This is a genomic window from Erwinia sp. AC075, assembly GCF_979253995.1.
In genome coordinates this window covers 4,418,663-4,432,016 of record NZ_CEEDEU010000001.1, presented here as the reverse complement: position 1 = coordinate 4,432,016, position 13,354 = coordinate 4,418,663, and the positions used below count along the sequence as shown (strand labels likewise).

Sequence of the window (13,354 nt, the reverse complement as noted above, 5' to 3'; positions counted from 1 at the left end):
AATTCAATATCCACAATTTGATCGGGGTTCCGTTTTGAATTTTCGTCTGCACGGGCAGAATGACCGCTTCACCGGCATTACCCTCTACCTTAACCGTGGTCAATTAGCGCATTCACCCTTACCGGCTTGATTTTTCAGCATGATGAACCACACTTAAGGGTGTTAATGATTTTAATCACCGGAGGAAAACATGAGCAAGAAGATTGCGGTACTGATCACCGATGAATTTGAAGACTCAGAATTTACTTCTCCTGCCGACGCTTTCATCAAGGCTGGCCATCAGGTTATCACCATTGAGAAAAAAGCCGGCGTGACCGTTAAGGGCAAGCAAGGCAAGGCTGAAGTGAAGATCGATAAATCTATCGACGACGTGAAGCCAGGCGACTTCGATGCGCTGCTGTTACCGGGCGGTCATTCGCCGGACAGCCTGAGAGGCGATGACCGTTTCGTTGACTTCACCAAACAGTTTGTGGCGCTGGGCAAACCGGTATTTGCCATCTGCCATGGCCCACAGCTGCTTATCAGCGCCGATGCGGTCCGCGGCCGTAAAATCACCTCCGTGAAGGCCATTGCGATTGATTTGAAAAATGCCGGTGCCGATTTCTACGATAAAGAAGTGGTCGTCGATAACGACACGCTGGTTAGTAGCCGCACCCCTGAGGATTTACCCGCGTTTAACCGTGAATCCCTGCGTCTGCTCCAAACGGCCTGACAGGCCTCAGGCCGGGTATCACCCGGCCTGTTATCCTCTGATCCAACTCAGCTTTTTGCCAAATCCCAACGCATTGTCGGTCATCTTCAATTCATCCAGCGTTATCTGCCATAACGGTGCGGAGACTTTTGCCGCGATCGGGAAACGCCTGATGTAGGCTTTGCGGGCATGAAGCTCTTCTTCGCCTTGCAGCAAGGCGATCTTGCCAGAATATTGCACCCCTTTTATCAGCAACACTGACTTGGGCTGTCCATTGATGGTGCCGGCCACCAATGGATCCTGGGCGATTTGCGCACCGTGACGGGTTTCGGTTTCCGTCATCAACCAGAACGCCACCTTTTCGGCGTCATAGACGTAAAAGCAGTTGGCACACCACACGGGATTGCCGCTGCAAAGAGACAGCACATGTTGTTTTTTAAGATAGCGGCTAATCGCGCTAAGGTTTTCGCTTGCTGACATGAGGCCTCCCTGAAAAACGCTACTTTGCCACATTCGTCGTGGGTTTTGCTATGCTGCGGGCAGAGGAATCGTGATGACTGAAATAATGAGTGAATGTGAGCGTGCGCCCTGGCGCCTGTATATCCTGCGCACCGCCAGCGGCATGCTGTATACCGGGATCACTAATGACGTGGCCAGACGCTTCTTACAGCATCAGGCGGGGAAAGGGGCGAAAGCATTACGCGGGAAAGGTCCGCTGGAGCTGCTGTTTCACTGTGAGGCCGGGGATCGTTCTTCTGCCTCCAGGCTGGAATATCAGGTGAAGCAGTTGAAGCGGCTGGAGAAGATCAGGCTGGTAGAGCACCAGCCTGTCTCATTAGGCGCCTGGCTGGAGGGGCTTAAAAACGGTTAAAGGGCGCCGAATAGTCAATATGCCCTTCTGCACCGGTAAACGCATTATCAGCCAGCTTGTAGACCTGAAAAGCGGCTTCCGCGCCCAGCGTGCGGCAACGAAGCTGATGCCTGGCCGCCGGTTCAAAACCGTATCGTTCGTAGTAGGCCGGATCGCCGAGCACGACCACCGCGGCATAGCCAAACTCGTTCAGCGTATCCAGCCCTTCGTAAATCAGCTTTTTGCCCAGTTCCTGCCCGCGAAAATCGGCATCTACGGCCAGCGGCGCAAGGCCGACCCACTGATTATCTTCGCCATTCAAGGTTACCGGACTGAATGCCGCGTAGCCCAGTACCTGGCCTTCCTCATCTGTGGCGACCACGCCCAGGGTGAGTAAACCATCTTCACGCAGTTGCTGAACCAGTTCGGCTTCTGCGGAGGTTTCAAAGCAACGGCGCAACAAACTGTCTATGCTGGCCGCATCCATTCCTATTTCACTACGAATCAACATGGTGCACCCGCGCGATCCGCTGGGGAATTCGCGTCCTCAGTCAGTCCAGCCTCAACCAGATCAGCCAGTTGCATAAGACCAAAGCGCAACGGCGCCGGCATGAATTCAAGCTCAATCGCATCCATCAGATTTTTCACTTCAAGCCCCAGTTCTGTATCCCCTTCAATCACCAAACGGCGCTGGAAAAACAGCGTATCGGGATCCAACCTGCGAGCGGCTACCAGTAGCAAATCGTTGGCGTCGCCGCGAAACCAGACGTCCGCTTCAACCCGATCGGCTACCCGTAATTTTCCCTGTTCAACAGTCGTTGCCCAGCTCAGCCCGAGGTCACGGATCTCAATCCCTAACCAACGCCCCTGCAGAAAGTTTAACTCACCTTCAGCCAAAGCATGGTGAAATTGCCAGTTCAGGATCTGCTGCAGCATCTGCTTCTTGATCATGAACGGTGCAAACTGTAGCGGGATCCGCAACATTTGCGGGCCTTTTCGAACCAATTGAGCGCGAAATGGGTTCAACACCATCGTGACTCCTTTTGAGTAAATTTCGACTATTTTGCCATATCGACAAAACGCATCAGGCAGTTGGATCAACAAAGTGAGCGAACTTTGAGGAATTTGCCGGCAAATCTCTTCCCATCAATACGCCATTAGCTGCCTTAAATCAAAAATTGTCCGCTTCATGCTGACTAAACTCAACGCCTCTTCTGTTTATCCGGAATGTTTTGATATGGAATTGCTATGTCCTGCAGGTAACTTACCTGCCCTGAAGGCAGCGATAGAGAATGGTGCTGATGCCGTATATATCGGCTTGAAAGATGACACCAACGCGCGCCATTTTGCCGGGCTCAATTTTACCGATAAGCGTCTGCAGGAAGCGTCCCGCTACGTTCATCAGCATAGACGTAAATTGCATGTGGCGATCAATACTTTCGCCCATCCTGACGGCTACCAGCGCTGGGAACGGGCGGTGGATATGGCTGCAGAAGCCGGCGTCGATTCGCTGATCCTCGCCGATATCGCCATGCTGGAATACGCCGCCGAGCGCTATCCGCAGATTGAGCGCCACGTTTCGGTACAGGCATCCGCCACTAACGCTGAGGCGATTAAGTTCTATCAACGCAACTTTGCGGTTTCACGGGTGGTTCTTCCGCGCGTGCTGTCCATTCATCAGGTTCGCCAGCTGGCGCGCGCGACAACCGTTCCGCTTGAAGTCTTTGCCTTTGGCAGCCTGTGCATCATGGCTGAAGGTCGCTGTTACCTCTCCTCCTATCTGACAGGCGAATCGCCGAACACCGTGGGTGCCTGCTCACCGGCGAAATATGTCCGTTGGCAGCAAACCTCCGCCGGACTTGAGTCACGCTTAAATGAAGTGCTGATCGACCGTTACGACGCCGGTCAAAATGCCGGTTATCCGACGCTGTGTAAGGGCCGTTATAAGGTGGGCGATGTGCCGTATCACGCCATGGAGGAGCCGACCAGCCTGAATACCCTCGAGCTGCTTCCCACCCTTTTGTCGGCAAATATCGCCTCAGTGAAAATTGAGGGACGCCAGAGAAGTCCGGCCTATGTGGCGCAAATCGCGCGTATCTGGCGACAAGCTATCGATCGCTGCAAGGCTGATCCGGAGAATTTCAGCGCACAACAAAGTTGGATGACCGCATTAAGTTCGCTTAGCGAAGGCACTCAAACCACACTCGGTGCCTATCACCGTGAATGGCAGTAAGGATCAGCATGAAATACGCACTAGGCCCGGTTCTCTGGTACTGGCCAACAGAGACGTTGCAGGCTTTTTATCAGGCAGCCGCTGCCAGCTCGGCTGACATTATTTATCTGGGCGAAGCCGTTTGCAGCAAGCGTCGGGCAACCAGGCACGCCGACTGGCTGGGGATGGCCAAAGACCTGGCGGGCAGCGGAAAACAGGTGGTGCTCAGTACGCTGGCATTGCTGCAATCACCCTCTGAACTGACCGAGCTGAAAAGGTACGTTGATAACGGCGAGTTCCTGATCGAAGCTAACGATATGGGCACGGTGAATATGGCCTCAGAGGCCGGTTTGCCTTTCGTCGCCGGACATGCGCTCAATTGTTATAACGCCGTGACCCTGCGCCTGCTGCATAAAATGGGCATGATGCGCTGGTGCATGCCGGTTGAGCTTTCCCGTGAATGGCTGGTCAATTTACTCACCCAGTGTGAGGCGCTGGGAATCAGAAATAAGTTTGAGGTTGAGGTGCTGAGTTACGGCCATTTGCCGCTGGCTTATTCCGCCCGCTGCTTTACGGCCAGAGCGGAAAACCGCGGGAAAGATGATTGTCAGACCTGCTGTATTGACTATCCCCAGGGCAGAGCCTTGCGCTCGCAGGAAGATCAGCAGGTGTTTGTGCTTAACGGCATCCAGACCATGAGCGGCTACTGCTATAACCTCGGCAATGAACTGATTTCGATGCAGGGCCTGGTCGACATTGTGCGGCTGTCACCGGAAGGCAGCGATACCCTGCCGATGCTTGAAGCGTTCCGCAATAATGAAACCGGAAAACAGCCTCTGACCTTGATATCCCGCCAGCAGTGCAATGGCTACTGGTGGAAAGTGGCCGGGCTGGAATTGGTCAGCTAACGCGGCGGGCGTCAAGCCCGCATCATCGCACTACCAATAAAGGCTGTTCAATATGGGTAACGATGGAGGATACTGGTCAGACTAGCCTGTCCTGAGCGCGAGCCATTGGGTTGGCGGTTTTTTAATCGCGGCCTTGCACTGCTGAAAAGTGCTGCAAACTGCCAATCCTTTCAAGAAGAAATCGTCCAGGATAGATATTTGTATTGGCTTACGCCCTTCGAATAAGTGAGCACCTATGTCTGATAAAAAAAATGTCCCACTTTCGGTTCTCGATCTGGCGCCGATCCCGCAAGGCGCCACCGCGCGCGATGCGTTTCATTCTTCACTGGCTCTCGCACAGCAAGCGGAAAAGTCAGGTTATAACCGTTACTGGCTGGCTGAACACCACAACATGACCGGCATTGCCAGTGCGGCGACGTCGGTGTTGATTGGCTATCTGGCCGCCAATACCACCACGCTGCGTCTGGGCTCTGGCGGCGTAATGTTGCCAAACCATTCACCGCTGGTGATCGCCGAGCAGTTCGGTACTCTCGAATCGCTTTATCCCGGCCGTATCGATCTGGGACTGGGCCGCGCGCCGGGTTCGGATCAACGCACGATGATGGCTCTTCGCCGTCATATGGGCGGCCATGTTGATAACTTCCCGTCTGATGTCGCCGAGATGATTGCCTGGTTTGATGCGGAGCCAGACGCGCAACCCGCCGTCCAGCCGGTGCCTGGACTCGGGCTGAAGATTCCGGTCTGGCTGCTCGGTTCCAGTTTATACAGCGCGCAACTTTCCGCCCAGCTAGGCATCCCATTTGCCTTTGCGTCGCATTTTGCGCCGGACATGTTGTTCCAGGCCCTGCATATTTATCGTGAAAACTTTAAGCCGTCCGCGCGTCTTGAGAAGCCGCATGCGATGGTGTGCGTGAATGTGGTTGCTGCGGATAGCGAACGGGATGCCCGCTATATGTTCACCTCGATGCAGCAGCAGTTCATCAATCTCCGCCGGGGTAAGCCAGGCCCACTGCCTGCTCCGGTTGAGAATATGGATAACCTGTGGTCACCTTCAGAGCAGTACGGTGTGCAACAGGCGCTGAGTATGTCGATTGTCGGCGATCTGGATAAAGTCCGTCAGGGACTGGCTTCACTGATCCGTGAAACGCAGGCTGACGAAATCATGGTGAATGGTCAGATACACAATCAGCAGGCGCGTTTGCGCTCGTTTGAACTGGCTATGGAAGCGCATAACACGCTGTAATCCGCACGCTGCAGGGCAGGATTTCGCTGCCCTTATCGCTGATGCAGCGTCCGCGAATTGCAGGCAAAAAAAAACCAGCCCGAAGGCTGGTTTTTTTATTGGTCAGTCAGTGATTATGCATCACGACGACGAGTAGGTGCGTTGCCACCTTCGGTACGAGGACCGCGGTTGCCACCGTCACGGCTGAAACCGCCGCCACGACGCTCACCACCAGCAGCTGGACCGTTACGGTCATTGCTGAAGCGACGACCACCTTCAGGACGATCGCTACGACCGCCTTCACGGTTGCCAGCGCCGAAGCCGCCACGGGCTGGAGCTGGACCACGACGCTCACCGCCACCAGTACGCTCTTTGCTGTGTGGCACTGCATCGCCAATCAGCTGCATATTCATTGGTTTGTTCAGAATACGCGTACGAGTGAAGTGCTGCAGGATGTCACCCGGCATGCCTTTCGGCAGCTCGATAGTTGAGTGAGTACCAAACAGTTTGATGTTACCGATGTAACGGCTGCTGATGTCGCCTTCGTTAGCGATAGCACCAACGATGTGACGAACTTCAACGCCGTCATCGCGGCCAACTTCAATGCGGTAAACTTCCATATCGCCAACGTCACGACGTTCGCGACGGGCTGGACGCTCGCCACCTTCACTTTTTTCACGAGGACCACGCTCTGGACGGTCACCACGACGATCGTCACGCTCTTTGAACTCACGACGAGGACGCTGAGGTGCATCGGCAGGAACGATCAGAGGACGTTCACCCTGAGCCATTTTCAGCAGAGCAGCGGCCAGCGTTTCGATATCCAGCTCATCTTCTGCAGGCTGCATTTTGCTCAGCAGTGCGCGGTACTGTTCCAGATCGCTGCTTTCCAGCTGTTGCTGAACTTTAGCGGCGAACTTAGCCAGACGACGCTCACCCAGCAGTTCTGCGTTAGGCAGTTCAACTTCTGGAATGGTCAGCTTCATGGTGCGTTCAATGTTACGCAGCAGACGACGCTCACGGTTCTCAACGAACAACAGCGCACGGCCAGCACGACCCGCACGACCGGTACGGCCGATACGGTGAACGTAAGATTCTGCATCCATAGGGATGTCGAAGTTTACCACCAGGCTGATACGCTCAACGTCCAGGCCACGGGCCGCAACGTCGGTCGCAATCAGGATGTCCAGACGACCATCTTTCAGGCGTTCCAGAGTCTGCTCACGCAGGGCCTGGTTCATGTCACCGTTCAGGGCAGCACTGTTGTAACCGCTACGCTCCAGCGCTTCAGCAACTTCCAGCGTCGCGTTTTTGGTACGCACGAAGATGATAGCAGCATCAAAATCTTCAGCTTCAAGGAAGCGAGTCAGTGCATCAGTCTTACGACCAAAAGCCGTCCAGTAGCTCTGAGAAATATCAGGGCGAGTGGTCATGCTTGACTGGATACGCACTTCCTGCGGATCTTTCATAAAGCGTTTAGTAATACGACGAATCGCTTCTGGCATGGTTGCAGAGAACAGAGCAGTCTGATGATTGTCTGGGATCTGAGCCATGATAGTTTCAACGTCTTCGATGAAGCCCATACGCAGCATTTCATCGGCTTCGTCCAACACCAGGCCGCGCAGGTTAGACAGATCTAACGTGCCACGCTTCAGGTGATCCAGCAGGCGACCAGGCGTACCCACAACAACTTGTGGACCCTGGCGCAAAGCGCGCAGCTGAACGTCATAACGCTGGCCGCCGTAAAGGGCAACCACGTTCAGACCTTTCATGTGTTTGGAGAAGTCGGTAATCGCTTCACCCACCTGAACCGCCAACTCACGCGTTGGTGCCAGCACCAGGATCTGAGGTGCTTTCAGGGAGCTATCAATGTTGTTTAGCAGTGGCAGCGAGAACGCTGCAGTTTTTCCGCTACCGGTCTGTGCCATACCCAGAACATCACGGCCTGCCAACAGGTGAGGAATACACTCAGCCTGGATTGGAGAAGGCTTCACGTAGCCCATACCGTTCAGAGATTCAAGGAGTTCGGCGTTCAGGCCAAGGTCAGCAAAAGTGGTTTCAATATCAGTCATGTAGTACACGTGCCTCTTAGATTGCGGCGGCCAGTCTACATAACTCGTCGTGAAAACATTCAGTCATTTTCATCAAAAAGTGTGAACCGGCTCAAATTAGTGGTTTCGACGAACAAGAAAGCCCTCATCCGCTAAGATGATGACATTTCGAAAAAAGGGCGATAGTAGTTCGTCAGCTATTGCTGGTCAGATTCTGATAAATCGTCTTGTGTCTGGCCGAGTAGGGCCAGCTCCAACAATGCATATCGGTGCTCAACGAAGTTGTGAACGTTGTTTGCGACCGTCAGCTTGAACAACGCTTCTGCGTCGTCCTTCTCCCCCAGACTTAGGTAATGTTTACCTAAATAGAAGTTGGTTTCACTGAGATGTTCAGCGAGCGAGGTGTTATCCGTTGCGTCTGCCTTGAGACTGTCCATCAGTGTACTTTCACTGATATTTCCCAGGTAGAACTCGACAATTTTCCATCCCCATTGGTCTCTGACCGCTTTGTCGTAACGCTGTTGAAGCGCTACTTTAGCCTTGTCTGCGTCCATCTCTCTTTCATCGAGATAGAGCCACAAGCTGCGGAAAGGATCGTTAGGATCGTCTTGATAAAACGCCAGCAGATCATCTTGCGCTAATTTATACCTTCCGCCGTAGTATAAGGCGATACCGCGGTTTAAATGCGCATAATTGTAAGTTGGATCAAGCTCAAGTACAGAATCGAACGCTTCATAGGCAGCATCAAAATTGCCTGCCTGCGTTAAGTATATGCCTAAGTAATTGAATACTTCAGGCATATCAGGTCTGACAGATAACGCTAATGAAAAATCATTTCGCGCCAGTGCTCTCAAACCTAAACTATCATACAACACTCCGCGCTCATATAACAGCTGTGCGCGTTCATCATCGCTAAGGGATCGACTGGCAAGAATTTGTTCCATACGTGCCAGAATCACTTCCTGTTGCAGCGTAGGCTGCAGCGGAACAGCCAGAACCTCGTTCTTACGCCAATCCGAGTTGCTGCATCCTGCCAGCGTTAAAGCTGTCGCAACGAAACACCAGCGTAAAAAAGGCTTCATTTCCCACTCCCAAAGACAAACAATGGGATGAATATCCTTTCATCCGCCTGCCGTGCACAAGGTGTCGTCCTGTCCTCGCGATGATACCGCTCTCCCTGTTCGCAGGGAGAGCTTAAGGGTCTGACTTTATTCTGCTTCAGGAGCTTCAGGCGCTGCTGGAGTCACGGCTGCTTCAGGCTCTGCAGCCTGCTCAGTCGCTTCTTTGATGCTCAGACGTACGCGGCCCTGGCGATCAACTTCCAGAACTTTCACCGGCACTTCCTGGCCCATCTGCAGATAGTCGGTCACTTTCTCTACACGCTTATCAGCGATCTGAGAGATGTGAACCAGACCTTCTTTGCCACCACCGATAGCAACGAAGGCACCGAAGTCAACGATGCGGGTAACCTTACCGTTGTAGATACGGCCCACTTCGATTTCTGCAGTGATCTCTTCGATACGACGGATAGCATATTTCGCTTTCTCACCGTCGGTCGCTGCGATTTTCACCGTGCCATCATCTTCGATTTCGATGGTGGTGCCGGTTTCTTCGGTCAGCGCACGAATCACAGAACCGCCTTTACCGATCACGTCTTTGATCTTGTCCGGGCTGATTTTAATCGTGTGAATACGTGGTGCGAACTGAGAGATGTCGCCACGCGGCGTGCTGATAGCCTGTTCCATCACGCCCAGAATGTGCAGACGCGCACCCTTAGCCTGGTTCAGAGCCACCTGCATGATTTCGCGGGTGATACCTTCAATTTTGATGTCCATCTGCAGCGCGGTGATACCTTCACGGCTACCGGCTACTTTGAAGTCCATGTCGCCCAGATGATCTTCGTCACCCAGGATGTCAGACAGAACCACAAAGTTCTCGCCTTCTTTTACCAGACCCATCGCAATACCGGCTACGGCTGCTTTGATTGGTACGCCTGCGTCCATCAGTGCCAGTGAAGCACCACAGACGGAAGCCATTGAAGAAGAGCCGTTTGATTCAGTGATTTCTGACACCACACGCACGGTGTATGGGAACGCGTCAGCTTTAGGCATTACTGCCAGTACGCCACGCTTAGCCAGACGACCGTGACCAATCTCACGACGCTTAGGCGACCCAACCATGCCAGTTTCACCTACGCAGTACGGAGGGAAGTTGTAGTGGAACAGGAAGCTGTCGGTCTTCTCACCCATCAGCTCATCCAGGTTCTGCGCATCACGGGCGGTGCCCAGCGTTGCGGTAACCAGTGCCTGAGTTTCACCACGGGTGAACAGCGCGGAACCGTGAGTACGTGGCAGAACGCCAGTGCGCACATCCAGACCACGGATCATGTCTTTTTCGCGACCATCGATACGCGGAGCGCCGCTCAGGATACGACTACGAACCACGTTTTTCTCAAGCGCATGCAGGAGATCGCCGATTTCGTTGTCATCAAGGCTAGCGTCTTCCGCCAGCAGTGCTGCGGTAGTTTCAGACTTGATCACGCCAACCTGAGCATAACGCTCTTGTTTTTCAGTGATCTGGTAAGCTTCGCTCAGGCGAGATTCAGCCAGCGCAGCAATACGGGTCTGTAATGATTCGTTGACAGCTTCTGGCTTCCAGTCCCAACGCGGTTTACCTGCTTCGGCAACCAGCGCGTTGATTTGGTCGATCACAACCTGCTGCTGCTCGTGGCCGAACACCACTGCGCCCAGCATCTGATCTTCGCTCAGCAGTTCAGCTTCAGACTCAACCATCAGAACCGCGCCCTGAGTACCCGCTACAACCAGATCCAGCTTACTTTCTTTCAGCTCATCGGTCGTTGGGTTCAGCACGTACTGATCGTTAAGGTAGCCCACGCGAGCGGCACCAATTGGACCATTGAAAGGCAGACCTGACAGGCTCAGTGCGGCAGAGGCACCGATTAATGCCACGATATCCGGGTGAACCTGTGGGTTTACGGAGACCACGGTGGCAATAATCTGGACTTCGTTGATGAACCCTTCCGGGAACAGCGGACGAACCGGACGGTCAATCAGACGAGAGATGAGGGTTTCACCTTCGCTTGGACGGCCTTCGCGACGGAAGAAGCTACCCGGAATACGACCAGCAGCATAAGTACGCTCCTGATAGTTAACGGTCAGCGGGAAGAAGTCCTGGCCTGGCTTAGTGGTCTTTTTGCCTACAACGGTAACGAACACAGCGGTGTCGTCCATGCTTACCATTACGGCTGCCGTTGCCTGGCGAGCCATCATACCGGTCTCAATGGTGACGGTATGCTGACCATACTGGAATTTTTTTACGATCGGGTTCAGCAAAATTATGTCCTTAACGTACTGGCAAGGCACTGACCCTGCCGTTAATTTTAAATCCTCATCTGCATCCTCGCGACTAATGACAACCCTAATCCCTTATGGGACAAAGCCTCTCATTAGCCGCGCGAACCTCTGCAACTGAAGATCACACCCAGCAACAATACAATAGTTTGGCTTGAAATGCTGCCGCTCGCCTAAAAAAAGGGGCCATAAAGGCCCCTTTTTAGCGAAACTCGCACGAATCTGCCAACCCATCATTTCGGTACATCAGAATGCACCGAAACGACCTGGCAAACTCTAAGACTAGCGACGCAGACCCAGACGCTCGATCAGGCTGGTGTAACGTGCAACGTCTTTACGCTTCAGGTAATCCAGCAGCTTACGACGCTGAGAAACCATACGCAGCAGACCGCGACGGCTGTGGTGGTCTTTTTTGTGCTCAGAGAAGTGACCCTGCAGATGGTTAATCTGTGCAGTCAACAAAGCAACCTGAACTTCGGTAGAACCACTGTCATTCGCGTCACGACCGTAATCAGCTACGATCTGCGCTTTAGATTCAACACTTAGAGACATGATACAACTCCAAATTATAAGATAAATGTACAGGCGCCGATCTCTAATTCAGCAACCCAATGGTAAAGCCGCGCCATTCTACTCTTAGCCAGAAGCTTACGCAAATGACTAGTCGGAATATTCTACAACCAGACGGCGTGGCGCCACGCGACCGTCATCGGCAATTTCTGCCATGCCAATAAACTTCTGCTCTTCACCTTCCGTCACGCGAACCAGGCCGGAAGAAGGCGCATTAACCGCCTGCACCGGCATGCCCTGGCGGAAGTAAGCTGACACCGCCAGCGGCAGATTAACCGCCGGATACGCGGCTGCCGGGCTGTCCATCGGCATCAGCAACGCATCAAGCAATTCTGCCGGCGTGCGTTCCGTACGGTAAGCTTCTTCACTCAGTTCAGCCAACTGTTCCAGCGTCACCATACTGGCGATCGGATAGGTCGCAACCTGCAAACGACGCAAATAGATAACGTGCGCGCCGCAACCCAGCATCTCACCGAGATCGTCGGTAATGGTGCGGATATAGGTGCCTTTGGAACAGTGGATTTCCAGCTCCAGCTCATCGCCTTCCCAGCGAATAAACTGTAACTCGTAAACCGTAATGCTGCGGGCTTCACGCGGGACTTCAATGCCTTCGCGGGCATATTCGTACAGCTTACGCCCCTGGTACTTCAGCGCGGAATACATCGACGGCACCTGCTGGGTTTCCCCACGGAAGCTGTCCAATGCCTGCGCCAGTTGTTCTTCAGTAACGGTCACCGGACGCTCGCTGATAATCGCGCCATCAGCATCAGACGTATCCGTGCGCTGACCCAGACGGGCAATCACGCGGTAACGTTTATCTGAGTCCAGTAGATACTGAGAAAATTTGGTGGCTTCGCCAAGGCAGATCGGCAGCATGCCGGTCGCCAGAGGATCTAACGCGCCGGTGTGGCCAGCACGGTTTGCTGTGAACAACCGCTTCACTTTCTGCAGGGCATCATTACTCGACAGCCCCTGCGGTTTGTCCAGCAGCAGAACACCGTGGACGTCACGTCCGCGACGACGAGGACGGCTCATCAGTCTTCCTTCTTGTCTTCTTCTTCCTGTTCTTCCTGCGGTCCACGACGTTCAACATCGTTTCTGACCACATTGGTCACCAGGTTAGACATGCGCATCCCTTCGACCAACGAGTTGTCGTAGAAGAAGGTCAGTTCAGGGACGATGCGCAGACGCATCGCTTTGCCCAGTAGTGAACGGATGTAGCCAGAAGCATCACCCAGTGCACGCAGACCGCCTTTGATAGCGTCTTCGTCTTTGTCGTTCAGGAAGGTCACAAATACTTTGGCATAGGCCAGATCGCGAGACAAATCGACGCCTGATACGGTAACCATCATGCCCAGACGGGGATCTTTAATCTCACGCTGCAGAATAACAGCAATCTCTTTCTGCAATTCCTGAGAGACACGCTGTGGGCGACCAAATTCTTTCGCCATAATAATACTCTCCAAATAATTCGGGAGG

Annotated in this window: 15 protein-coding genes; 5 read left to right on the top strand and 10 right to left on the bottom strand. The window is 53.5% G+C overall.

Going from position 1 to position 13,354, the window contains the following annotated elements; all coding sequences use genetic code 11:
• Positions 1-190 precede the first annotated feature (190 nt).
• Positions 191-712, top strand: coding sequence for a type 1 glutamine amidotransferase domain-containing protein (locus AC0IXH_RS20825; RefSeq protein WP_471720916.1), 522 nt, complete (start codon positions 191-193; stop codon positions 710-712).
• A 30-nt stretch (positions 713-742) separates the two neighbouring features.
• Here AC0IXH_RS20825 and AC0IXH_RS20820 read toward each other — a convergent pair whose 3' ends face one another.
• The gene (locus tag AC0IXH_RS20820; RefSeq protein ID WP_471720915.1) at positions 743-1,171 is read right to left on the bottom strand and encodes a YhbP family protein; all 429 of its coding nucleotides are present in this window, start codon (positions 1,169-1,171) and stop codon (positions 743-745) included.
• 73 nt (positions 1,172-1,244) lie between these two features.
• On the opposite strand from AC0IXH_RS20820, the gene AC0IXH_RS20815 reads away from it, so the two are divergent.
• The gene (locus AC0IXH_RS20815) at positions 1,245-1,562 is read left to right on the top strand and encodes a GIY-YIG nuclease family protein (RefSeq protein ID WP_471720914.1); all 318 of its coding nucleotides are present in this window, start codon (positions 1,245-1,247) and stop codon (positions 1,560-1,562) included.
• Here the strand turns inward: AC0IXH_RS20815 and AC0IXH_RS20810 are convergent.
• Positions 1,549-2,052, bottom strand: coding sequence for a GNAT family N-acetyltransferase (locus tag AC0IXH_RS20810; protein WP_013204005.1), 504 nt, complete (start codon positions 2,050-2,052; stop codon positions 1,549-1,551). The genes AC0IXH_RS20815 and AC0IXH_RS20810 overlap by 14 nt on opposite strands.
• The gene (gene ubiT, locus AC0IXH_RS20805; protein ID WP_013204006.1) at positions 2,046-2,573 is read right to left on the bottom strand and encodes a ubiquinone anaerobic biosynthesis accessory factor UbiT; all 528 of its coding nucleotides are present in this window, start codon (positions 2,571-2,573) and stop codon (positions 2,046-2,048) included. Before ubiT ends, AC0IXH_RS20810 begins: the two co-directional genes overlap by 7 nt.
• Positions 2,574-2,778: 205 nt before the next feature.
• On the opposite strand from ubiT, the gene ubiU reads away from it, so the two are divergent.
• The 3 genes from ubiU (at position 2,779) to AC0IXH_RS20790 (ending at position 5,904) form a co-directional block, all read left to right on the top strand.
• Positions 2,779-3,774 (top strand): ubiquinone anaerobic biosynthesis protein UbiU, encoded by a 996-nt coding sequence (gene ubiU, locus AC0IXH_RS20800; RefSeq protein ID WP_471720913.1) that lies wholly within the window; start codon positions 2,779-2,781, stop codon positions 3,772-3,774.
• Positions 3,775-3,782: 8 nt separating this feature from the next.
• Positions 3,783-4,661, top strand: coding sequence for a U32 family peptidase (locus tag AC0IXH_RS20795; protein WP_471720912.1), 879 nt, complete (start codon positions 3,783-3,785; stop codon positions 4,659-4,661).
• A gap of 235 nt (positions 4,662-4,896) precedes the next feature.
• Complete coding sequence (locus tag AC0IXH_RS20790; protein WP_013204009.1) at positions 4,897-5,904, top strand: luciferase-like monooxygenase; 1,008 nt, start codon at positions 4,897-4,899, stop codon at positions 5,902-5,904.
• Between the two features lie 113 nt (positions 5,905-6,017).
• Here the strand turns inward: AC0IXH_RS20790 and AC0IXH_RS20785 are convergent, their stop codons facing one another.
• The 7 genes from AC0IXH_RS20785 to rbfA all read right to left on the bottom strand — a co-directional run bounded on the left by AC0IXH_RS20785 (position 6,018) and on the right by rbfA (position 13,326).
• Positions 6,018-7,955, bottom strand: a complete 1,938-nt coding sequence (locus tag AC0IXH_RS20785; protein ID WP_013204010.1) for a DEAD/DEAH family ATP-dependent RNA helicase — start codon at positions 7,953-7,955, stop codon at positions 6,018-6,020.
• A gap of 16 nt (positions 7,956-7,971) precedes the next feature.
• Positions 7,972-8,028 (bottom strand): protein YrbN, encoded by a 57-nt coding sequence (gene yrbN / locus AC0IXH_RS20780; RefSeq protein WP_106382000.1) that lies wholly within the window; start codon positions 8,026-8,028, stop codon positions 7,972-7,974.
• Positions 8,029-8,131: 103 nt separating this feature from the next.
• Complete coding sequence (gene nlpI, locus AC0IXH_RS20775) at positions 8,132-9,016, bottom strand: lipoprotein NlpI (RefSeq protein WP_013204011.1); 885 nt, start codon at positions 9,014-9,016, stop codon at positions 8,132-8,134.
• A 126-nt stretch (positions 9,017-9,142) separates the two neighbouring features.
• Positions 9,143-11,287: a polyribonucleotide nucleotidyltransferase gene (gene pnp / locus AC0IXH_RS20770; RefSeq protein ID WP_013204012.1), complete on the bottom strand. Its 2,145-nt coding sequence runs from the start codon at positions 11,285-11,287 to the stop codon at positions 9,143-9,145.
• Positions 11,288-11,587: 300 nt separating this feature from the next.
• Positions 11,588-11,857, bottom strand: a complete 270-nt coding sequence (gene rpsO / locus AC0IXH_RS20765; protein ID WP_013204013.1) for a 30S ribosomal protein S15 — start codon at positions 11,855-11,857, stop codon at positions 11,588-11,590.
• A gap of 108 nt (positions 11,858-11,965) precedes the next feature.
• Positions 11,966-12,910, bottom strand: coding sequence for a tRNA pseudouridine(55) synthase TruB (gene truB / locus AC0IXH_RS20760; protein WP_346567232.1), 945 nt, complete (start codon positions 12,908-12,910; stop codon positions 11,966-11,968).
• Positions 12,910-13,326 carry a 30S ribosome-binding factor RbfA gene (gene rbfA, locus AC0IXH_RS20755; protein ID WP_013204015.1) on the bottom strand — a complete coding sequence of 139 codons (417 nt, stop codon included), beginning with the start codon at positions 13,324-13,326 and terminating at the stop codon, positions 12,910-12,912. Before rbfA ends, truB begins: the two co-directional genes overlap by 1 nt.
• Positions 13,327-13,354: the final 28 nt, after the last annotated feature.

Bases quoted from the DNA above. Each gene is read 5' to 3' on its own strand.
- AC0IXH_RS20810 (WP_013204005.1), bottom strand. From the start codon at position 2,052: ATGTTGATTCGTAGTGAAATAGGAATGGATGCGGCCAGCATAGACAGT.
- nlpI (WP_013204011.1), bottom strand. From the start codon at position 9,016: ATGAAGCCTTTTTTACGCTGGTGTTTCGTTGCGACAGCTTTAACGCTG.
- AC0IXH_RS20820 (WP_471720915.1), bottom strand. From the start codon at position 1,171: ATGTCAGCAAGCGAAAACCTTAGCGCGATTAGCCGCTATCTTAAAAAA.
- AC0IXH_RS20815 (WP_471720914.1), top strand. From the start codon at position 1,245: ATGACTGAAATAATGAGTGAATGTGAGCGTGCGCCCTGGCGCCTGTAT.
- ubiT (WP_013204006.1), bottom strand. From the start codon at position 2,573: ATGGTGTTGAACCCATTTCGCGCTCAATTGGTTCGAAAAGGCCCGCAA.
- AC0IXH_RS20790 (WP_013204009.1), top strand. From the start codon at position 4,897: ATGTCTGATAAAAAAAATGTCCCACTTTCGGTTCTCGATCTGGCGCCG.
- AC0IXH_RS20785 (WP_013204010.1), bottom strand. From the start codon at position 7,955: ATGACTGATATTGAAACCACTTTTGCTGACCTTGGCCTGAACGCCGAA.
- ubiU (WP_471720913.1), top strand. From the start codon at position 2,779: ATGGAATTGCTATGTCCTGCAGGTAACTTACCTGCCCTGAAGGCAGCG.
- rpsO (WP_013204013.1), bottom strand. From the start codon at position 11,857: ATGTCTCTAAGTGTTGAATCTAAAGCGCAGATCGTAGCTGATTACGGT.
- AC0IXH_RS20825 (WP_471720916.1), top strand. From the start codon at position 191: ATGAGCAAGAAGATTGCGGTACTGATCACCGATGAATTTGAAGACTCA.
- rbfA (WP_013204015.1), bottom strand. From the start codon at position 13,326: ATGGCGAAAGAATTTGGTCGCCCACAGCGTGTCTCTCAGGAATTGCAG.
- AC0IXH_RS20795 (WP_471720912.1), top strand. From the start codon at position 3,783: ATGAAATACGCACTAGGCCCGGTTCTCTGGTACTGGCCAACAGAGACG.
- truB (WP_346567232.1), bottom strand. From the start codon at position 12,910: ATGAGCCGTCCTCGTCGTCGCGGACGTGACGTCCACGGTGTTCTGCTG.